The organism is Algivirga pacifica (assembly GCF_039543525.1).
Classification (GTDB): domain Bacteria; phylum Bacteroidota; class Bacteroidia; order Cytophagales; family Flammeovirgaceae; genus Algivirga; species Algivirga pacifica.
The window spans coordinates 1-20,552 of record NZ_BAABJX010000002.1 but is presented as its reverse complement, the minus strand read 5'-3'; the positions used below and the strand labels follow the sequence as shown (position 1 = coordinate 20,552).

Below are 20,552 nucleotides of genomic sequence, written 5' to 3'. Positions count from 1 at the left end.
GGTGAGTTGAGATACGTCTCACTCCTCGAGTAAATTTATTGATTAAAAAGTATTTATACGAGGAGTCCCTCTCTTCTTACCCTTGCCTAAGACAAGATCTTATATTATTAGGGTAACTACGAGATTCTTATATACCCTAGTAAACAACTAGACCATGCAAATGTTTCTATTTTCTTCAGAAAAAGCATGTAAGTATTCTTCCTGAAGTAACAGATGAACCGTGTCCCCTATCTCATACTGATGTACCTGAGCGTACATGTACACATGACATCCCTCTTCTACCCTAACCTCCAATACATCCTGAGCACCAGTGTACTCTATATCTATAATTTCTGCTCTTGTCGCCTCACTTTCTACTATACGTATATGTTCTGGGCGAATGACAAAATTCTCCTCTTCAGGCCTTACTATTCCCCAAAAAGTTAGCTGCTTTCCTGTCAGAATATTAGCGTGAGGAAAGAATGTTGCGACGTAAGGGTTCTGAGGGGTTTCATAAATCGCAAGAGGAGAAGCTATCTGTATCAGTTCTCCATCTTTCATCACTCCTACTTTATCAGCAATCGCCAAGGCATCTTGGGTATCATGAGAAACAAAAAGTACTGTGGTATTGGTTTCCTTCACAATACGGCGCACCTCCCTTCTCAGGCGAGATTTAATAGGAATATCCAAGTTACTAAAAGGTTCATCCATGACCAACAAAGCGGGGTCGTCTGCCAAGGCACAGGCAAAAGCTACCCGTTGTCGCTCTCCTCCCGAAAGGTTTTCTGGCTTCTTATCTTCAAGCCCTTCCAATCGACACAAGCGCAATAGCTCACGGATACGGTACTCCTGATACTCCCGGGTATAAGTTCTCAGTGGGTGTTTTATATTCTCCCAAACCGAATGGTACATAAAAAGGTCATAGGTCTGAGACACTACCTTGATATCTTCATGTCCTGCAATGAGCTTATCCCAGGGACCAATAATCGTCTCTCCCTGAAACCTCACCTCTCCTCCTGTCACTTGCTCTAGTCCTGCAATACAACGCAAGGTAGTGGTCTTCCCACAACCACTTTCTCCGATCAATGCGAAGATCTCTCCTTTCTCTATACTAAAAGAGAGGTCTTTAATGATTTCTCGTTGCTCATATTGCTTTTGCAGGTTGGCTACCTGTAGTATTGTCTCTCCCATATTCCTTATTGTTGAGGCAGCTTACGCTGCTTGTTGAATCGTTGAATTGAGCTTTGCTCGTTGATTCGAGTTAATATGTTGTTTGATTATTAATCTATATTTCAATCAACCCTTCAACTCGAATCAACGAGCAAAGCTCAATTCAACGATTCAACGATTCAACATTGCTTCATCCTTGTATGAAAAAGCCTCTAGTAGAATGCATCTACCAGAGGCTATTTTTATCTATATTCCTTGATCAGGAATGACTAGAAATCACCTAGTGTCTCTTCCAACTGTGCAAGGGCAGCCTCCGTTTGCTCTGCATTTGGTGCTACACCGTGCCATTTGTGTGTACCCACCATAAAGTCGATTGGGTAACCCATTTCAGTTTTCATCATCACTGCAATTGGCTTTCCGTTTCCTGAAAGTTCTTTCGCCTTAGTGATTGTAGCATCCAACTCTTCCATATTGTTGCCATCGCAAGTCAATACTTCCCATCCGAATGCCGCATATTTTGCACCTAGATCCAACAAGTTCATTACTTCGTCTGTAGAACCGTCAATCTGTTGCTTATTATAGTCAACAAAAGCAATTAGGTTATCTACTTTATGGTGCGCTGCATACATTGCTGCTTCCCATACTTGTCCTTCCTGCTGCTCTCCGTCACCCATCAATACATAAACGTGCTTGTCCTCTCCGTTTAGCTTTTTCGTTTGTGCTGCACCTGCTGCCACAGACAAACCTTGTCCCAAAGAACCGGAAGCCATACGGATCCCTTCCAAGTGCTCATAAGGAGTTGGGTGTCCTTGCAAACGAGAATTGATCTTACGGTGCGTATTCAACTCTTCAATTGAGAAGTAGCCTGCACGCGCCAAGGTGCTATACCATACTGCGGAGATATGTCCATTAGACAAGAAAAACAAGTCCTCTCCTACACCATCCATGGAGAATTCCTTGTTATGCTCCATGTGTTTAAAGTAAAGGGCTACCAACAGGTCTGCACATCCCAAAGCACCCCCTGGGTGGCCGTTTCCTACGTTGGACACCATTCTAATAATATCTCTTCTAACTTGAGAAGCTACGCGCTGCAGTTCGCTAATTTCAGCCATGGTCTTTTTCTTAGAAATCTTCTTGTGTTGTCCCTACCACTACTGTGGAAGTCTATTCACTGATTGTATTATGATCAAGATTTTCTTGACAGCCGCAAATTTAACCAAAAAGTTCAAAAAAAAATTCGCTGAGTCACAAATGTTCTAAAATTCTTTTGTGAACAAGTCTTTCCGAAATAAAATCAAAAAGAGAAGGGACAATCGCAGTACTTCTATATGCCAAACTCAATTGTTTGCTCCTCATACCCAAAACGCTTAAGCTGAGTAGATTCTACGTGAAGTTCTGTCATGATATACTGAATATATACTAGCTCCCGAGTAGTCACCTGATCATCTTTTCTGGCCACTGCAAACATTTCTACAATCAACCCTATGCGCTCCTCAAGACTTAGTCGCCTAAAAGGGAATAAATCAACCTCTGTAATATGTACCTGACGAAGTTGCTGCCTCAGGAGATCCTGATGTACTGCCTGCAAAGCACTGTTTTCAATCAACACATGTAGAAAGCTATCTTCTTCTTCCGAAAGGTAATGATCTATGCAGGCTAGATTAATCAATACCTGCAAACGCGTATATTCCCAGGCCTCTGCCTGCTCAAACATACTTAACGAAAAATGTTGGGTATCCTCTCGTTGAGTGCTCAAAAAGTCGACCGATTGGAACTGATTCCTAAACTTATCCAGATTATCCAGTAAGGAATCAATCAATGATTTCGTACTCATTTGTCATGTTGGCTTTAGGTAAAAATGGTATACACCTACACAGTCATCTAAGGTTTATACATCTTTTTCCTTATATTATATAATTTTTGATAAAAATCAAAACCAACGGAGAGGCGACCCTTGTGGTCATCAGGAGAAAGGAGAAAGGAGAAAGGAGAAAGGAGAAAGGAGAAAGGAGAAAGGAGAAAGGAGAAAGGAGAAAGGAGAAAGGAGAAAGGAGAAAGGAGAAAGGAGAAAGGAGAAAGGAGAAAGGAGAAAATTAAATCCCCTTTTACCTTATACCTATTACTTTTTACTTTTTTATACCTATTACTTTTTACTTTTTTGAGGATGCAACACGACATTAAGCTTGTTTACTCTCCACTTCTGCAAAGTGTCTGTTTTCACACCAGCTGCACTTGTCGACAAGGAATCTTTTTGTGCTGTGATATAGTAAGCTACTGGTTCAATATCATTTACCAGGCTCACTTTTCCTTTTTCGTTGCTTAGTTCCTCTGCCTTGATGCCTACTTCATTCAATAGCAACGCTTGCTCTGTAGGATACAAAAACACCTGCGCTCCTTCTACTGGATTCCCCACTTCATCCAACACTTTCAATACTAACATTGTATTCTTGGTTTTGCCTGAAGAAGATTTACAAGCAGCCATCACTGAAAATAAACCAACAAACAGCAGTAATCTGTACATCATTGTTTTCATAAGCTTAGTTTAATATCAATTTTGAAAAATAAAGTTTATTTGATTGCCTTATAAATAGCGGCAAAGATCATTTTGCCGAAGAAAGTCTTTTTACCCAAGCGTTGGAACGGATGATCACTAAAAAGATCTTCATAATCTGGTAGTTTCTGAACATTCACAGCAGCTACAATTCTAAAAAACAAGAACATTGTCTGTAATAAAATGTTTTGCCAAAAATGTTCCTTTGCCCCTGTCAACTGAAAATCAGCCACCAACCATAGTGTATCTTTTTTCGCTAGCAACGCAATACGTTGCATCATTACTCTCTGCTCTTCTACCGTGTATACATCCAAAAGGTAAAAGGTTATAATTCCATCGAAATACCCTTTTACATCCTGTTCTGTCCCGTGAATAAATTTCACCTGCTGTCGATAAGCAACAGGCAACTTCTGTTGACTAATCTCCAACATTTTTTGAGAAGCCTCTACATAGGTTACGCTTAGTTGTGGCTTCTGTCGAAATAATTCCTGCAGTACCCAACCCGTACCTCCACCGAGGATTAATATCTCTCCTTGCTCTGGCAAATGGTCCATGAAAGCTCCTTGAGAGCATCTAATAGAATCCCCAAAGACCATACCAGCCAGTTGATCATACCAAGGGGCTATGAAATCAAAATTCAATACTTTATCAGTTAGCAGTGAACAGTGAACAGTGAACAGTGAACAGTGAACAGTGAACAGTGAACAGTGAAATTTAAATAATCAGAATAAGTAAGGGGGATATCCTCCCTATTATTCAAAAAATAAATAAACTGCCGGAAACAGAAATACAGCATCTCCCAATACCCTATAAAGTTGTCTTTGTTTTAATCTGGACTCCAGCTCAAACACCAAATATAATACGATACCCATGGCCCACAGGATGCTTTGAGCCCACAAAGGGTACGTCTCTCCCCCTTTCCAGAGTACTCCTAAGGAAATGATTAAAAAAGAAAAGAAAACTGCCAGTAATAACTTTTTAATTCTCCACTTGCCTAAGCAGCTCACGGCTGACTTATGTCCGTCCAGCTGATCGGTCTTTTCATCGTAAAGGGAGAACTCCAACAAATTGATATAGGCCAATAAAAATAATTGAAGCACAAGTGCCGTCCATTCCCAATGCCATACGGATACCTCGCTCAAAGGCCCTACCAGTATACCGATCACATAAATAATTGCAATGGACAACTCTTTTAAAAGGAATGCTTTTATAGGTATAAACTGCAACATCAGAAAGTATACCGCCACGAGTATACTTACCTTTATTCCCATCCAAAAAACTGTCGGAGGAATATAAAAGAGTAGCACTCCTTCCAGGATACTTGCCAGAAGTATACTCCACCAAAGTGGCTTAGCATATCGTTGATGAAAATGATGGCGATAGGTGTGTGCTTTGTGCTGAATTGCCTTAGCGTCCAGCAAATGATCCAAGGTATAAATAATCCAAACAGCCAATCCCAACACAATATAAACCACTACTTCCAGCTGTACCTCCAACACAGAAGCCAGGAAGGCGGAACAGATCATTGCCCCCAACACTACATCCAAACTCAATACCTGCAAAAACCGATAACACTCCCCGACCATTTTTAATTTTTAATTTTCAATGATTAATTATCAATTTTCAATTGATGACTTATTCAAGGCTGTTAAAAGGCTAACATTGATAATTGATAATTGATAATTGATAATTGATAATTGATAATTGATAATTGATAACTACATTAACTTTCTATACTTATTCGCATTAGACGGATCTACTTCGACCAAAATATTTACAGCTTCCTCAATCACTGCGGCATCACCTTGAGAGAAAATATTCAATAACTCCGAAGACTTTGCCCTGAAGAATGAATCCAGCATGATAGAGATTAAAACATTTTTACGAACCCCTTGAATTTTCTTCAGAGCCTGTAAAATCACCTTACGGCTATTATCTGGATCTTCCTCAAAAGTATCTAACCCTAAGCGATGGTACTCATATAGTGCTGCCCTAAAAGGTTTAAATTGAGGTGATAACACATTATCAATTAAGTAAATCCTATCTTGTTTTTCTCCAAATAGATTCCATCCTTTCCCTCCTGATTGCTGAGAGTAATTAGCTATTTCCTGTGCCTTCACGTAGAAAGGAGTACCCCCTTCCATAGAGAATGTATCGTAATCCAACCCCATGACCAAGTAAGCATAAAAAGACATCAGGGAAACCAACTCCGTAGAGTATACATTATTCGTATACACCAAAGGGTCCGATGGCCCAAAGCTAAAACGCCAATCGTTATCGAGGTAATTGAACAAAGGCGATTCATAGTCAGTACGGTATACAGGGCGCACACTCAACAGCTGTACATCTGCCTCGTAGTTTTGCTCTGCTGGAGACGAATTAGCCGTCAAGTTGATTTGCATATTCAGCTTGATACGCTCAAAATCCTCAAAATCATCGGAGCTCCACTCTTGCTTATTCATGAAGTCCTTAATGGTTTTCTCCAACCCTGTAATCAATTGCCTTTCCTGAGTTTGCACACGGTCCCCATTCATGGAAACATCTACCTGTAACTCCTGAGCAACTAACTGCTGTATCCCCAAAAAAAATAATAACAAGGAAATAAAAGAGTATTTCTTCATAAGTTCTAATAATGGTTATGCGTTAATATCAGCAGCTCTTGCTTTTATTTTTTCGTCTAAAAAAGACACAATATCCTCTGCTACTTCCTTCTTTGACTTCAACGGAAAAGGGTACTTCTGCTGATGATCAAAGATGGTTATCTGATTGGTATCATGTCCAAATCCTGCTCCTTTATCCCGTAAAGAGTTTAATACGATAAAGTCAAAATTCTTTCTTGTCAACTTTCCCTGGGCATTTTGCTCCTCCTGATCCGTTTCCAATGCAAAGCCTACAGTAAACTGTTGGGGTTGCTTTTTCAATCCCATCTCCTTGGCAATGTCCTTGGTTCGCTTCATGGCAATGGCCATATCTCCTTCTTGCTTCTTGATCTTTGTATTAGACACCTCTGCAGGAGTATAATCCGCTACTGCTGCCGTAAATACAGCAATATCGGTTCCATCAAAGTGTTCCTCCACTGAAGCATACATTTCCTCGGCCGTCTGTACGGGTATTACCCGAACATTTTGAGACGCAACTTGCTGTGTTGGCCCACTGACAATGGTCACTTCAGCCCCTTTGGCAGCAAAAGCATTCGCTAAGGCATACCCCATCTTTCCTGTGGAGCCGTTGGTGATATATCTTACGGGATCAATATACTCTCGTGTAGGTCCTGCAGTAAGCAATACTTTTTTACCTAACAGGGATAATGCTGGAGCAAAGAAGTCCTTCAGTTCCTGAACAATATGCTCAGGTTCTGCCATACGGCCTTTTCCTTCCAAACCGCTAGCTAACGTACCTTCCTCTGCGTCAATAAGTTTATTTCCATAAGATTGGAGTACACTAATATTATGCTGTGTGGATGGGTGAACAAACATATCCAGGTCCATTGCCGGACAAAAGAATACCGGACATCGTGCCGACAAGTAAACCGCTTGCAATAAATTATCACAAACTCCTGTCACCATCTTAGCCATCGTGTTCGCTGTTGCGGGGGCAATAATCATCACATCCGCCCACAACCCCAAGTCCACATGATTATTCCACTCCCCTGTCGGACCTTTAACAAATGCGGATACTACCGGATTTTCTGATAAGGTTGCCAGCGTCAACGGAGTTATAAACTCCTGAGCAGCCTCTGTCATGATGACCTTTACTTCGGCACCTTCCTTCTTTAACAAGCGTACTAATAGCGCAGCTTTATAAGCTGCTATACTTGCTGTTACTCCTATGATAATTTTCTTGCCTTTTAACACCACACTCAAACTTTAGTCAACAAAAAAGTACAATACAAATATAAAAATTATTCTAAGACCTCGATTATTGGCAAAGAATAGGGCAAAAAAAAACTTCAGAAAGCTAACTTTCTGAAGTTTTTGTGTAAAAGATTTTACGAATTAATTTTCTTCCGTACCCTTGGTAAAGAAGACCTTACCTTCGATAAATTCTTCCATTGCCTGAGTAGTAGGCTTAGGAAGTCTCTCATAGAACTTGGAGATCTCGATCTGCTCTCTGTTCTCGTGAATCTCCTCCAGGTTGTCTACGGTAGTCGCAAACTCAGCCAATTTGGAGTTCAACTCATCCTTAAGTTTAACAGAGATCTGTCTTGCTCTCTTGCCAATGATCACCAAAGATTCGTAGATGTTATCTGTTTCTTTGGTTAGATCTGAAAAGTCTCTTGTAATTAATGAAGCTTTAGAAGACATTAATGCGATTTATCTTTAGTCGAACAAATAGTATTCTTAAATAAACGAAATGCAAAGGTAAAATAAAATAGTTTTAATTACTATAAATATCCTTTTATTCTTCTTCCTCTGCTTTTTCCTCTTTCTCTTTCAGCTTTTTAGCTTCTTTCGAAGAAGATGTCATCAAACTTTTCACCCTGTTCAACTCATTGCGAGACATGGTTGCGATCTTATCTGCCTCTCTTTTATACTCTGAAGACGGGTAACGCTCAACAAACTTCTCATAGGTAGTCAATGCAGCCTCATAACGTTCTTCCTGCTTGCTAAAATAACTGATCTTCGCTAACTCATACTCTGATTCCAGCTTATGATAAAGTGCCTGCTGCTTATACTTTGAGTCCGGATAATCTTTCGTGAAATTATCCAATGCTACAGCTGCCGCTTTATACCTTCTAAGGGTATAGTACTCCATCGCTGACTCAAATCCTTTTTTCTCCAATCGTTGTCTCAACTTTACAATTACCTCATTTGCCTCGTCGATATACTCACTCTCGGGATAACGGTTCATAAAGTCCTGCATCTCGCTAATAGCCTTTGTTGTATTAGACTGATCCAGGTTATAACGAGGTGTATCTTTATATAAAGAATAAGCTGACAAGAACAAAGCCTGCTCCGCATAAGGGCTACGGTTATAGGTATTGTAGAAAGTCTTAAAGTAGTGGTTAGACATAAGGTATTGCTGCTGCTCATACTGTGTATTGGCATATTGGAACTGTAGTTTCTCTGCTCGTTCTGTCCCAATAAATGCAGCTTGAATATCTTCGATCAACAACCCTGCTTTGTAGTAATTCTCCTCCTCATAATATTTTTGAGAAGCTTCATACTTCAATTCCACGTCATCACTTTGCATGACCTTATGAAACTTACCACATGAACCTAGTATTAGCGCTAGCGAAAGGAATAAAATAATGTTCTTTAACATGAGTCAAAATATATCTTCACAAAAATAAAAAACGAGTCAGATAGTACTAAAATCAATACTCGAATTGCGAATTTGCCAAAAAAACACGAATATTCTCAATGTTTAAATGTATTTTAACAGTTACTAATAAATTTGTCTTTTTTTCACAAAAGGCCTATTCCAACTCCTTAAACAGAAAGGAGGAATAGTATTCAGCTAATTTAACAGTAAACGAAAAACCAATAGCTAGAGCTCATATGCGTCATATCGTTCAACAGGGAGAAACACTGTATAGCATTGCTCGCAAGTACAACCTTAGTGCTTCCGAGCTGCTATCCATCAACGAATTAAGTCCGTCTGTCATCCTTCAACCAGGACAGGCACTTTATACCTCCAGAAGTAATGGAGCCCAAGAAGGACAAAGTGCCTACGAATACACCGTTCAATCAGGGGACACCCTTTATACCATAGGAAAGCGCTTTGGAATTTCTCCTCAGGAGATCTTAAGGGTCAATGGACTGTCTGCTCATTCAGGGATCTATATTGGACAAAAATTAGTGGTTAGAACAATGTCTTCCCCTAATCAACAAACGGTTCCACCTCCTATGCCTCAGAGTACTGAGGAAAGACAAATCCGTTTTTATACCGTACAGCAAGGTGATTCTTTATACAAGATCGCTGAGAAATTCCAGACCACTCCTGAGACCATTCTCAAAAATAATGATCTAGCCATGAATGCTACGATCTACATTGGGCAACGTCTGCGTATTGCCGTCACGGCAGCCAACACCCCTACTGTAGATAACACTCCAGTTAACGTAACGGTCTATACCATACAGTCGGGCGACTCCCTATACAGTATTTCTCAACGATTTGAGGTAACACCCGCAGATATACTTGACGCTAATGGATTAGCTGCCGATGCCGCAATCTATATCGGACAAAGTATTAAGATCCCTCAAAGGAAACCTCAAAATACGCCAACTATTAATCGCCCTGACCCAAAACCTCAGACCAAGCCAGGGGAAGTGATCCACACTGTTCAGGCAGGAGAATGGCTCGCAAAAATTGCAAAGGAATACGGTGTTCCTGCAGAAGCCATTATCGAAAGTAATTCCCTTACCGGAAACAGCATTTACATTGGACAACATTTAGTTATCCCTGCTAAAAAGCAAACGATGCCTGCCCACTTGCAAGCACAAGCAGACCGTATTCGTAAGGTTCGGGCACAATACCAAATCGAGATCAACGATGGTAACTTATTGTTTGGCAAAGGACTTCGAGGTCCAATCACTCCTACAGGGTCTATCTACGCAGAAGATTTAGAAAAAGTACAACAACGCCTCATCTCACTTGGATTTTTATCCGAAGGACATGGAGAATCAGCACAACGCCTATCATCACAAACAGGTGGTGAGATATGGGGGCGTAACATTCCTGAAACACTTTCGGCCATTCGACAAGTACAGCAACGCTATAAGCTAGAATGGTGGGTAGGTACCGATAGTAGAAGGGCCATGCTTGGCAATGGACAATATACTCCAGGAGCTATCACACCTAATGATGCTACCTATACCTTCCTGAAAGATTATGCGGAAGTCAAGTTACAATTCACCCATCCAACAACAGGGCAACCTACTGTAGCGGAATTCTCCAACTTCTGTAGAAGTGGTTATAATGTTTACCACAAAGGTGTTGGATATAGAGGGTCTTCTACTGCAGAAACACTTCCATTGTCCCTTTTTCAAGAAGTGGGCTTGAATGCCTCTCTGGCAGAAGCAGTGAAGTACGTTTCCGAACATGAAGGAAACTTTGATGCGATCAACAGCTACGATAAAGCCTTCTTCTCTTATGGATTCATTCAGTTTGCTGGTGGTGGACGTGGCTTTGGTCCTCTCCTTGCCCGCATGAAAGTCAATGAGCCTGAACTTTTCAAAACCTATTTCCAAGATGCAGGCATCGATGTTACCTATACCACCCGCAACGGTGATATCCATCAAGGAGAGTTACACCTATTTGATCTTCAAGGGAGTCAGGGAGAATACACGGTATCTGGAGAAGCCGCTGAAAAAGCATTGAGAGCGGACTATCAACTATATGGCGTCTTTATGAAAGCCGGCTATCACCCAGCCTTTATTAAATGTCAATTGGAGCAAGCCGTGAAGGCCTATGTTAAGCCAGCTTTGGGCATTAAACTGGATATTACCGTGGCCGGAAACACCTATCAGGATATCCCTATCACTGACATCATCAACTCTCCAATGGGATTAAGCTTCGTGATTGATATGACTGTAAATAAGTGGATTACCAAAACCGCTCAACTGTTCGAAGATGCTATCAATGAGATCTGTCAGCAATATGGCTATCAGTCTCCTGCTCAAGTAAAGAGTATTGATGAGCGACTGGTACTGCAGACAATCATTGGTCAAAACGGAGACGATGGAAGGATTGTGAAGAGAGGCAATAATATTCTGAATGGTACTTTGGCTTCTAGCAAGAATCCTAGTGCTGGAGGTGGCTTACTCGCTTAAATATATCTTTGTTGAATCGTTGAACCGTTGAATTTCATCTTCGATGAGTTGAATCGAGTTGAACTGTTGGTTGAGCTCAATAAACAAATCAACTCGAATCAACGAGCGAAGCTCAATTCAACGAATCAACGATTCAACAAACCTTCTAACAAGACACTTCATGGACATATTAACTCACACCTTATCTGGTGTTGCCGTAGGTACTGTCGCCAGCAGTTTTTCAAAATCCGGTTTTAAAGGATTACTGACTATTTCATTCATCTCAGGGTTAGGTGGAGCCTTACCTGATCTGGATGCCATCAGCTTATGGTCTGGATTTGATGCTACGATTGGTGATTTTTTTAATCTACCCACCTCTGGAAGGAATATTTATTCTGGGAAATACTGGTACTCCCATCATGCTTTTATGCATAGCATTTCGGCGGCTATCATCATTGCCTTTGTAATGGCTACTTTACATTACGGCATTTCTTCTCGTTCCAAGCAATTCACAAACATAGGATTTAGGGAGAACCTTTTAAAAATACGCATCCCGCTATTAGGGTTTATATTGGGATTCCTTATGCATTTGATAGAGGATATGCCTACTCCATCTTCTGCTTGGGGAGGAGTCAATCTACTCTGGCCTTCCAAGACTTATATAGGAGGAACAGGGGATATCTGGTGGTGGAACAACTACGATATTTTCTTGATTGTAGTGGGTGTAATTTCCTTTAACCTATTATTATTTCTTATTAGACGATGGGTGAAATTTAACTTGAAGGTTCTAACCATAGGTATTTTCCTTCTTGGCTTTAGCTTGGCGGTTACTCAAATCAAAACAAGGGCATTTGATTTTGCTTATAAAGGGAATACCACTCAATACCAAAAATTTGAGCAACAATCCAAGACACAGCAAAGGAAGATTTTAGGAAATACACTATTCAAGTTGATGGAGGGTTTTGATAATAAGTTGAGGTTTTATTTTTAGCCATCCTTCATCCTTCAAAAGGGTCTTTTTTTGGTATAAAATTAGATTTGATGTAATATTACCCCTTTAACTAAAACAATTTCAAAATGAATTTTTTAAAGACAACTTTTTTAACCGTCTTATTGGTTGCTTTTTCTCTTAGCACATGGGCGCAAGAAGAAAATGTAGAGGAAATTGCGCTTACTGCAGAAGAAATGAACATGTTGATGTACATGGATAGTGTGGAAAAAGCCATGGCCTATGATACTTCGGGTAGTGTTATCGCCTTAAAAGGAGATATTGCTGACATAGTCGTACCACAAGGCTTTAAGTATCTTAACCCTGAGCAAAGTAAGTATATCCTTACAGAGGTATGGGGCAATCCAAATGGAGAAACCTTGGGCATGTTATTCAAGAATGATGCAGGTATTTTCTTCGATGACTCTTATGCGATCAACATCACTTATGATGAGTCAGGGTATATCAGCGATGAAAATGCCAATGACATGGATTACAACGAGCTGATGGAGGAAATGAAAGCCTCTACTGCTGAAGAAAATGAAGCACGCAAGGAAGCAGGTTATGGCACAATGGACATCATTGGATGGGCATCAGAGCCTTACTATGACCCTGCCACCAAAAAGCTACACTGGGCCAAGGAGCTATTCTTTGAAGGCAGTGATGCCAATACCTTGAACTATAACCTCATGGTATTAGGTCGTAAAGGGTACCTGGAGCTAAACTTCATCAGTGATATACAGCAATTGGATATGGTTAAGAATGACATCCCTGCCATTATTCCAAATGTCAATTTCAAAGATGGATATCGTTACGATCAATTTGATGCAAGCATTGACAAGGTAGCCGCTTATGGTATCGGAGGTCTGATTGCTGGTAAGATCTTGGCAAAAACTGGTTTCTTTGCAATTTTGGCAAAATTCGGGAAAGTGATCTTCCTAGGTCTTGCAGCCATAGGGGGCGGTATTGTGAAGTTCTTTAGAGGCAATAAGCAAGAGAAGGAAAATGCTTAGGTTGTTGAATCGTTGAACCGTTGAATTGAGCTTCGCTCGTTGATTCGAGTTGATTTGTTTACTGAGTTCCATAAACAAATCAACTCGAATCAACTCATCAAAGATGAAATTCAACGGTTCAACGATTCAACAACTTACTTAATCTCCTTCCTATTAGAGGTATGAATAAATAACACATCCCCAATATCATCATACCCAGTAAAGACCTGCTCATTACTCTTCTTGATGGACTCTGGACGAATACCGATGATCGTCAAATCTGCCGTTACAGATTCTTTATTGATGATGGTTTTTGGTTCCACATTCTCAGACTGAGGAATCATGGTTACTCTATCTTTAGAGATTGGAAGACGTCCCGTAGCAATCAGTCGCTTGATATTAGCATTTTGCTCTTCCAGCTCATTTTCCGGGTAAATGGCCTTGATGCTAATGCTTGCCTCACTCCACTCTGGATGTCCCAGAATAATAAAGCCAATCAAGATCATCAAGTTGGCATTTTCATAATCCTTAGGGGTCAGCCAAATATGGATTTCCTGCTTGTAGCCAAAGTTGCGTTCATCTGTTCCCAGAACGCAAATATCATTGTCTGTTACTGAAATTAGTTTGAAGTTATCGACGATATCTTTTAGTCCATCTAACTTATGTTTAGAGAACTCAAACATAATCATGTTATTCTCTTTTCCCGCGATACTTGGCAACTGAATCACCTGTGCGATGGCTGAAGTCATCGATGGACTGATCATCGTATCCAGGTATACCTTACTCTTTGTTGCATCTGAAATCTTGATCAAGCGAGACAAACTTTCCTCTGCCTGTCGGTGCGTATCTTTTGACAAGTATCCTGGGATATGGTGAATATAGGTCCCAAATCCATACTTATGGGCAATCCACTTCACCATATTAAACGCTGCAAAACGCTTGAATGTACTATCAGATATACACACCAAGGAAGGTCTCCAATGCTCTTCTTCTGCTTCTTTGTCTGCCTTTTGCAAAAAGATCTGAAACTGCCTACTCAACTGGAAGATTACCCCTTGGAAAATCACGGACAAACCTTGTTTATTCTGCGTGAATTTACTGATCATGTAATAGGTAATCACCATGATCGCAATAGACATAATACTATAGAACGCATCGATTCGGAACATCAGGTATAAGCAGGCCAATGCGCCTACCATAGAAATATACCACTTGGACTTAAAGACTGGACGGTATGCCGGATCTGAGGCGAAGTGTTCAAGAAATGAGATCAAGCAGATCGTTCCGTATGTCACCATAAAGAACATCGTAATAATCTGAGCAACGACATCTATATCGCCAATAATCACAAAAACCAAGGTAATAATGGAAGTGACAATAGAGGCATTAATAGGTTCATTGTTCCCTTTTAGTTGTATCGCTAATAACCGGTTAATCCCTTCAGAGGGAAATACCTTATCAAAAGCCAAGGCCTGCATCGTTCTAGGAGCTACCAAAATAGACCCAATCGCAGAGGACAAGGCCGCTGCAGCCAACCCGATCGGAATAGCAGGACCCCACACCGCTATTTTCTGCATGATTAAGGGATCTTCATTCAGTACTTCTGGACTAGCTGACACGGCCAACTTATAGGCCACCAGTAAATAGACCACCATTCCTGCAAATGTTGCCATCATCGTTCCCGTCGGAATCGATTTGCTAGGGTCCTTCAAATCGCCTGAAAGCCCTACCCCTGCAGCCATTCCGGTAAAAGCGGGGAAACAAATCGCAAACACCTTAAAGAAATCATCTCCCTCTACAATAGGGTTATTCCAGATACTTGCTCCTCCTGGATCAGGGATATAATCCGTACTTCCAAAAAAGAACATACCCAAGGACGCAAATAATACCACGGCTACGATATTCAACGTCTGCATCCCTAAATCTGCCCCTTTGACAATCACAATGATGATCAGGATAAAGGTAGCTGGAATACTGATCAGACGTAAATCATAAATATAGATATTATGCTCGACCAACAAGTATTGTATTACAGGCTTAAAAGACTCTGCGAAGGCGATAATATAAAAAGCAGTACTGACTGCTTGGGATAAATACAAGGCCAAACCGATGGCCCCTCCAATAGTGACTCCGAAGGAGCGGGATATAATATAATACACTCCTCCACCTTGTACTTTTTGATTGGTAGCAATCTCAGAAACGGCCAAGGCTGTTGGGATGGTTACCAAATGTCCCAGCATCACCATCAAGCAAGTGTATAGAAGTCCTAAGTTGGCGGTAGCGTAACCAAATCTCAAAAAAAGTATCGCCCCCAAAATTGTACAAACGGAGGTCAAAAAAACCGGTCCGGTACCAAACCCTTCCTTGATTTTGTTTATTGCAGTCATAAATAGCTTTTAGCTTATGAATTCATCTCTCCTTCCTATCCCATTGATAAAAAAGATGTTACCCCTACCCCTTAAAAAAGGGGTAAAAAGTAACGGTAAAATCTACAAATGATAAACTGCAAATACAAAACTTCCTATAGATATCTTCCCTTATTCCAATTGTAAATATTGTTTCAAAAAGTCCTGATCCATCCAACTTTCTACTTGAAGATAAAGGGTATCATTTTTCTCAAAAACCACCTGTCTATTTGGAATTTCCTCCAAGCCTTCCCCTTTTTCTACTTTGCTCCATCCCCCCCGGGTAATCTTATACTCCATAAAAGTGCCCTTCTTTTGATAGACATCTAACGTATACGTACCATCTTTTTGAGACTCCATTCTAAACTTCCCGTTCATTGGATCCCAATTATTCAGGTTGGAGGCTACAAAAAGGTTGCTGGAAACAGGTGTATATTTCGGGTATTCTTCCACACAAAAAGTTACCCGGACATGTTCCTCCTGCATTCTATCCTTCCAGTTCAGCACGGCCATTCCCAAAGTATCTACAAACCCAAAATGAAAGAAATGATTGGAAGTAGGCTTTCCGTAGGTATCCACTTCGACGGTTTCCCAGTTACCTCTAGTAAACTTAAACTGAATCTCATCACCAAAATCAGGCTTGTTCAGTGTAATAGCGTACTTTCCATTTTCATCCTGAGCCAAACGGAAATCATCATTCCCAGGATCCCAGGCATTGAAATCTCCTGCAATGTAAATTGCTTCACCCGGCTCATGGGTCGGTGGCAAGTCCTCCAATTGTATAGTCACCTGCGGACAATTTGTAGGCCCCTTATCCTCCCAGCTCTCAATCGCAATAAAAACCGTATCACCCTCTCCATACCCCACGCTCCTATTGGCTATAGCACCACCACATAAACCTGCCTCTACACTGGTCCAGTCCCCTCGGGTAATTTTGTACAATACATTCCCTGCTCCATAAGGCAATTCATAATAGTACTTCCCTTCTTCTGTCTTTTTCATCTCAAAGCGGGTATCTCCAGGGTCCCAATAATTGAAGTTCCCGGATACAAACAAACGAGACTCTGCCGGAGTATTTTCGGGAAGTTCTTCTACCACCACCACAACCTTTTGACATGAAACCCCGAGGAGAAAAAGACTACTCCATAACAATAAGCGGACTATTTTGTAATGCATCATAAAAAGCGGTTACAAGGTCTTATCTAAAAAAAATCTTTTATACATATCATACTTCACCTTCCAACCAATCCATAAAAGAAGAAACCCTTGCCCTACTCACTAAGACTTCTTCCTTGGTTGCAGGCATCAACTGCAAAAGCAATCGACTATTAAAATACTTATGGACACTCTCGATCGATTTCAAGGCCACCAGATAGGTACGGTTTACCCTAAAGAAATCCCTTGGATTGAGTAGTTGCTCCAACTGCTCCAACTTATAATTGACGATATAACGTTTCGGAGAAGTGGTCTGTAAATACACGACACTATTATCGGCGTAGAAATAGGCCACTTCATCGATTCCTACATGCACAATACGCTCACCCAAGGTCACGGCAAACCGGTCCTTATAACTTTTAGGCCCCTTCATCAGGTCTTTCAGAACGGTGTAATCAACCGCACTATATTGAGATTGTAACAACTCATATTTATCCAAGGCTTGCTGTAGCTGTTCTTGTTCTACTGGCTTCAGTAAATAATCAATACTATTCACCCTGAATGCACGAATAGCATACTCATCATAAGCCGTTGTAAAAATGACCGGACAGGTAATTTCCAGCTGCTCAAAAATGGAAAAACTCAATCCATCCGATAGTTGTATATCCAAGAACAGTAGATCGGGCATAGGATTGACCTGTAACCAATCCACCGTATCCTCAATACTATCCAGACTTTCTACTACTTCTACCGTCTGTTCACATGCATTGAGTAAACGAATAAGTTCCACCTGTGCCAATGGTTCATCCTCAACAATTACTACCTTCATTTTTATTTTCTTATTAATGGTATTCTCACTTTAAACATTCCTTCTGCTGCCTCAATTTGAACCGGTTCTCCGGTCAAGAACAAGTACCTGTTCCGTATATTTCTCAATCCTACTCGAGTAGAGGTTCCTTCTGGAGTACTCTTTAATTGCAAATTATTAGACACCACAATATACTGGTCCTGCTCTACTTGAATATCAATACTCAACGGCCTTTTTCTGGATACAACATTGTGCTTTATGGCATTTTCAATCAACATTTGCAAGGTCATGGGAGCGATCAAAGTCTCTTGGTACGACTCCTGAATAGCTAGGTTAATCGTAAGGTTTTGATCAAATCGCAAAGACACCAGATAAATGTAAGAAGCCAATGTTTTCAACTCTACTCTAAGAGAAACCAGTTCCGTTTGTCGACTATCCAATATAAATCGATAAAGCTTAGATAGCTCCCTCACATAAACACTCGCCTTTTCTGCATCGGTATAGATCAATGAAGATAGCACATTGAGACTATTGAACAGGAAGTGTGGATTGATTTGAGATTTCAGCATTTTGAGCTTGAACTCTACATTCTCTTTTTGGAACTTCTCCACCTCATTCAGGGAGGTGATGTACTGCTCGAATAGGACAATCCCTAAGTCAATTAAAACCACCACCAGAAAAACCGCCATCACAATCATATTGACAACCAATTCTCTAGAAAGTAATATCAAACCTTGGGAAGGCCCCAACAGGTAGCGCATAACCAAATTGACCATCAGGACAATCAGCAAACTCAACCCTACCTGTATCAATACTCTTTTCAAGGCTCCTTCCCTCCAGGGAAATACTTCTGCAGACCAATTTCGAATATACCCTAGTACGACGGTTAGTACGTAGACATACAATATGGCTACTCCGTAATTCAACAATTGGTCAAAGCCAAACACACTGTAGTTTCTATAGATCAGACGAAACACAAGGTCAATCAGGAACTGTATCAGGCAGCCTATTAACACCACCGACAGGATCTTGAACCATCGTTTCTGCCTTAAGGCAATGAGTTCTTCCATAAATAATTGATCCGATTGGAGGGAATTCCTCCTTATTCTCTAATAATAAAAAATAGCAACTTTATTTTATAGACTCTTAGCTTCATCCTGTCGCAGCCTACGATAATAGACAGATGGACGCCATCTAATGGGTTATCGCTTATTGTTTATCGGTTATAAACAATAAGCAATAAACGATAAACATACATCATACGACAGTTTCAACCACCACACTAAAGTTACCTCTTATCCTTTAGATTAAAAGAAAATGTTGCTGAGTTCGCCATTTCACTCTTTGAATAGTCAAAATAAAGCAATGAATTGTATGCTCAAACTTTCTTTCCATTCCCATACCCTATCACGAAATAAACCTATTCTATGGGATTCCCTCTGCTTTTTTTTATCTTTCCCAAAGAATATCAAGGATCAGCCGATTGTGTTATTACATTCGGAAGAAAACACAAAACCAATTACTATCCGTAACGATGATAAGAAGGATTACATTTCTATTGCTTTGCCTTTTTCTAATGCACAGCACCCATGCCAATAAAGGTCGCACCACGGCCGTGAAAATAGGATTTATTACGGAGCAAAGCGGAAGCAAATTACTGCAACTCCTCACTCCGGAAACACTGGAAGAACTAAAACGTTTAAATGCCAGTGTAAAGATAAGTATACAAGATTTGAGCGTAGACAAAGCCGAGGCTGTTAAGGTATTACAGCAAAATAATATCCCTGTCACTGCCTGGATTCTATTTCCTTCCAGCATGCAATATTGGATCAATGCCGACAACCTATATTCTGAACAAGAGACGTCTCATATTATCCAACGCTACCGTGATTTTCAACGATGGACCAGTAAGCACAACCTCAAATGGGAGCGTATAGCCTTCAGCATTACCCCCTATGATTCAGACCGCAAAGTCGCCTCTTCTTCTACCCTCAACCAAACGAAGGTTATCTGGAAAAGACTGCTGAAAAACAATGCACAGGAAAAAGCAAACCAACTAATGGCTCCTATCTATCAATTGATCAAGCAGGATGGGTATGCCATTGATGCCTTTGCCTCTCCTTACGAGCTTTTGGCACAAGATGTAGCCTCTGAAGGGTGGCACAACCTCAACCACACATTCACTGTTGAAAACGCAAGAAGTATTCCGCTGTTTTTCAATCACTTTACGAATAACGAGCAAAGGACCGTTGCCTTACACGTCGTCTATGCACAAGATCACCCTGCCATAGCGATTGGCTCCCTAAATAATAGCAAACCACTTAGTGAGTACAAGAACAGAAGTCCATTGAGTCTGGCTTCTATCCACCAGCACTTCCATTATGCCCGAGAAATGAATAAAGAAGTATGGATCTACGGACTAAAAGGAGCGGTTCAAAAAAATCTCCTAAGCCGTATCGATCCGTTTGAGTCAGCACACCACCAACGCCTGGACCAAGACCTTGCCAAGCGTGTCAACCGAGAAGGGAGCAATGCCAAGCTGATCTTTCAGATGATGCATTACCCTAAGTTGATACTTGCATTATTAGTCATCTACCTCCTATTGATAGGATTGAGTATACGAAAAGGTTTTTTGATTTATAGAAGTCGATAGTTGTTGTTCAAGGTGTTTAATTGAGCTTCGCTCGTATCTTAGCCCCCAATATAACTGGAGTTAAATTTTAGATCATTAAAAATTTTAACTTTGCGTT

Annotated in this window: 19 protein-coding genes; 5 read left to right on the top strand and 14 right to left on the bottom strand. The window is 40.7% G+C overall.

Annotation, left to right across the window (positions count from 1 at the left end):
• Positions 1-147: 147 nt before the first annotated feature.
• The 3 genes from ABD985_RS00465 to ABD985_RS00455 form a co-directional block, all read right to left on the bottom strand.
• Entirely contained in the window at positions 148-1,170 is a 1,023-nt protein-coding gene (locus ABD985_RS00465; RefSeq protein ID WP_345368440.1) for an ABC transporter ATP-binding protein, read from the bottom strand.
• A 248-nt stretch (positions 1,171-1,418) separates the two neighbouring features.
• Positions 1,419-2,261, bottom strand: coding sequence for a transketolase (locus ABD985_RS00460; protein WP_345368439.1), 843 nt, complete (start codon positions 2,259-2,261; stop codon positions 1,419-1,421).
• Between the two features lie 212 nt (positions 2,262-2,473).
• Positions 2,474-2,983 carry a TerB family tellurite resistance protein gene (locus ABD985_RS00455; protein ID WP_345368438.1) on the bottom strand — a complete coding sequence of 170 codons (510 nt, stop codon included), beginning with the start codon at positions 2,981-2,983 and terminating at the stop codon, positions 2,474-2,476.
• A gap of 86 nt (positions 2,984-3,069) precedes the next feature.
• Between ABD985_RS00455 and ABD985_RS00450 the strand changes: the two genes are divergently transcribed.
• Positions 3,070-3,246 carry a hypothetical protein gene (locus tag ABD985_RS00450; protein WP_345368437.1) on the top strand — a complete coding sequence of 59 codons (177 nt, stop codon included), beginning with the start codon at positions 3,070-3,072 and terminating at the stop codon, positions 3,244-3,246.
• Between the two features lie 46 nt (positions 3,247-3,292).
• Here ABD985_RS00450 and ABD985_RS00445 read toward each other — a convergent pair whose 3' ends face one another.
• From ABD985_RS00445 to ABD985_RS00415, 7 genes are all read right to left on the bottom strand, one after another.
• On the bottom strand, positions 3,293-3,673 hold the full coding sequence (locus tag ABD985_RS00445) for a hypothetical protein (RefSeq protein WP_345368436.1): 381 nt from the start codon (positions 3,671-3,673) through the stop codon (positions 3,293-3,295).
• A 44-nt stretch (positions 3,674-3,717) separates the two neighbouring features.
• A complete protein-coding gene (locus ABD985_RS00440; RefSeq protein ID WP_345368435.1) occupies positions 3,718-4,341 on the bottom strand; it encodes a class I SAM-dependent methyltransferase in 624 nt (207 codons plus the stop codon).
• 111 nt (positions 4,342-4,452) lie between these two features.
• Complete coding sequence (locus tag ABD985_RS00435) at positions 4,453-5,286, bottom strand: UbiA prenyltransferase family protein (protein ID WP_345368434.1); 834 nt, start codon at positions 5,284-5,286, stop codon at positions 4,453-4,455.
• A gap of 132 nt (positions 5,287-5,418) precedes the next feature.
• Entirely contained in the window at positions 5,419-6,321 is a 903-nt protein-coding gene (gene porD, locus ABD985_RS00430; RefSeq protein ID WP_345368433.1) for a type IX secretion system protein PorD, read from the bottom strand.
• A 15-nt stretch (positions 6,322-6,336) separates the two neighbouring features.
• Complete coding sequence (coaBC, locus tag ABD985_RS00425; protein WP_345368450.1) at positions 6,337-7,554, bottom strand: bifunctional phosphopantothenoylcysteine decarboxylase/phosphopantothenate--cysteine ligase CoaBC; 1,218 nt, start codon at positions 7,552-7,554, stop codon at positions 6,337-6,339.
• Positions 7,555-7,695: 141 nt separating this feature from the next.
• Complete coding sequence (locus tag ABD985_RS00420) at positions 7,696-8,004, bottom strand: DNA-directed RNA polymerase subunit omega (protein ID WP_345368432.1); 309 nt, start codon at positions 8,002-8,004, stop codon at positions 7,696-7,698.
• A 94-nt stretch (positions 8,005-8,098) separates the two neighbouring features.
• A complete protein-coding gene (locus ABD985_RS00415; RefSeq protein ID WP_345368431.1) occupies positions 8,099-8,965 on the bottom strand; it encodes an outer membrane protein assembly factor BamD in 867 nt (288 codons plus the stop codon).
• A 236-nt stretch (positions 8,966-9,201) separates the two neighbouring features.
• Between ABD985_RS00415 and ABD985_RS00410 the strand changes: the two genes are divergently transcribed.
• The 3 genes from ABD985_RS00410 to ABD985_RS00400 all read left to right on the top strand — a co-directional run bounded on the left by ABD985_RS00410 (position 9,202) and on the right by ABD985_RS00400 (position 13,455).
• Positions 9,202-11,475, top strand: a complete 2,274-nt coding sequence (locus ABD985_RS00410; protein ID WP_345368430.1) for a muramidase family protein — start codon at positions 9,202-9,204, stop codon at positions 11,473-11,475.
• A gap of 160 nt (positions 11,476-11,635) precedes the next feature.
• On the top strand, positions 11,636-12,445 hold the full coding sequence (locus tag ABD985_RS00405; RefSeq protein ID WP_345368429.1) for a metal-dependent hydrolase: 810 nt from the start codon (positions 11,636-11,638) through the stop codon (positions 12,443-12,445).
• A gap of 86 nt (positions 12,446-12,531) precedes the next feature.
• Positions 12,532-13,455, top strand: coding sequence for a DUF2167 domain-containing protein (locus ABD985_RS00400; protein WP_345368428.1), 924 nt, complete (start codon positions 12,532-12,534; stop codon positions 13,453-13,455).
• Between the two features lie 134 nt (positions 13,456-13,589).
• Here ABD985_RS00400 and ABD985_RS00395 read toward each other — a convergent pair whose 3' ends face one another.
• The 4 genes from ABD985_RS00395 to ABD985_RS00380 form a co-directional block, all read right to left on the bottom strand.
• Entirely contained in the window at positions 13,590-15,821 is a 2,232-nt protein-coding gene (locus tag ABD985_RS00395; protein WP_345368427.1) for an APC family permease, read from the bottom strand.
• Between the two features lie 150 nt (positions 15,822-15,971).
• Complete coding sequence (locus ABD985_RS00390; protein WP_345368426.1) at positions 15,972-17,018, bottom strand: early set domain-containing protein; 1,047 nt, start codon at positions 17,016-17,018, stop codon at positions 15,972-15,974.
• 46 nt (positions 17,019-17,064) lie between these two features.
• A complete protein-coding gene (locus tag ABD985_RS00385; protein WP_345368425.1) occupies positions 17,065-17,823 on the bottom strand; it encodes a LytR/AlgR family response regulator transcription factor in 759 nt (252 codons plus the stop codon).
• Between the two features lie 2 nt (positions 17,824-17,825).
• Positions 17,826-18,872 (bottom strand): sensor histidine kinase, encoded by a 1,047-nt coding sequence (locus tag ABD985_RS00380; protein ID WP_345368424.1) that lies wholly within the window; start codon positions 18,870-18,872, stop codon positions 17,826-17,828.
• 464 nt (positions 18,873-19,336) lie between these two features.
• On the opposite strand from ABD985_RS00380, the gene ABD985_RS00375 reads away from it, so the two are divergent.
• The gene (locus tag ABD985_RS00375) at positions 19,337-20,455 is read left to right on the top strand and encodes a hypothetical protein (protein ID WP_345368423.1); all 1,119 of its coding nucleotides are present in this window, start codon (positions 19,337-19,339) and stop codon (positions 20,453-20,455) included.
• The last annotated feature ends 97 nt before the right edge of the window (positions 20,456-20,552 follow it).

Excerpts from the sequence above, each read along its gene's own strand:
- ABD985_RS00435 (WP_345368434.1), bottom strand. The coding sequence starts at position 5,286 with ATGGTCGGGGAGTGTTATCGGTTTTTGCAGGTATTGAGTTTGGATGTA.
- ABD985_RS00390 (WP_345368426.1), bottom strand. The coding sequence starts at position 17,018 with ATGATGCATTACAAAATAGTCCGCTTATTGTTATGGAGTAGTCTTTTT.
- ABD985_RS00385 (WP_345368425.1), bottom strand. The coding sequence starts at position 17,823 with ATGAAGGTAGTAATTGTTGAGGATGAACCATTGGCACAGGTGGAACTT.
- porD (WP_345368433.1), bottom strand. The coding sequence starts at position 6,321 with ATGAAGAAATACTCTTTTATTTCCTTGTTATTATTTTTTTTGGGGATA.
- ABD985_RS00460 (WP_345368439.1), bottom strand. The coding sequence starts at position 2,261 with ATGGCTGAAATTAGCGAACTGCAGCGCGTAGCTTCTCAAGTTAGAAGA.
- ABD985_RS00415 (WP_345368431.1), bottom strand. The coding sequence starts at position 8,965 with ATGTTAAAGAACATTATTTTATTCCTTTCGCTAGCGCTAATACTAGGT.
- ABD985_RS00455 (WP_345368438.1), bottom strand. The coding sequence starts at position 2,983 with ATGAGTACGAAATCATTGATTGATTCCTTACTGGATAATCTGGATAAG.
- ABD985_RS00380 (WP_345368424.1), bottom strand. The coding sequence starts at position 18,872 with ATGGAAGAACTCATTGCCTTAAGGCAGAAACGATGGTTCAAGATCCTG.
- ABD985_RS00405 (WP_345368429.1), top strand. The coding sequence starts at position 11,636 with ATGGACATATTAACTCACACCTTATCTGGTGTTGCCGTAGGTACTGTC.
- ABD985_RS00445 (WP_345368436.1), bottom strand. The coding sequence starts at position 3,673 with ATGATGTACAGATTACTGCTGTTTGTTGGTTTATTTTCAGTGATGGCT.
- ABD985_RS00465 (WP_345368440.1), bottom strand. The coding sequence starts at position 1,170 with ATGGGAGAGACAATACTACAGGTAGCCAACCTGCAAAAGCAATATGAG.
- ABD985_RS00375 (WP_345368423.1), top strand. The coding sequence starts at position 19,337 with ATGATAAGAAGGATTACATTTCTATTGCTTTGCCTTTTTCTAATGCAC.
- ABD985_RS00410 (WP_345368430.1), top strand. The coding sequence starts at position 9,202 with ATGCGTCATATCGTTCAACAGGGAGAAACACTGTATAGCATTGCTCGC.
- ABD985_RS00395 (WP_345368427.1), bottom strand. The coding sequence starts at position 15,821 with ATGACTGCAATAAACAAAATCAAGGAAGGGTTTGGTACCGGACCGGTT.
- ABD985_RS00420 (WP_345368432.1), bottom strand. The coding sequence starts at position 8,004 with ATGTCTTCTAAAGCTTCATTAATTACAAGAGACTTTTCAGATCTAACC.
- ABD985_RS00400 (WP_345368428.1), top strand. The coding sequence starts at position 12,532 with ATGAATTTTTTAAAGACAACTTTTTTAACCGTCTTATTGGTTGCTTTT.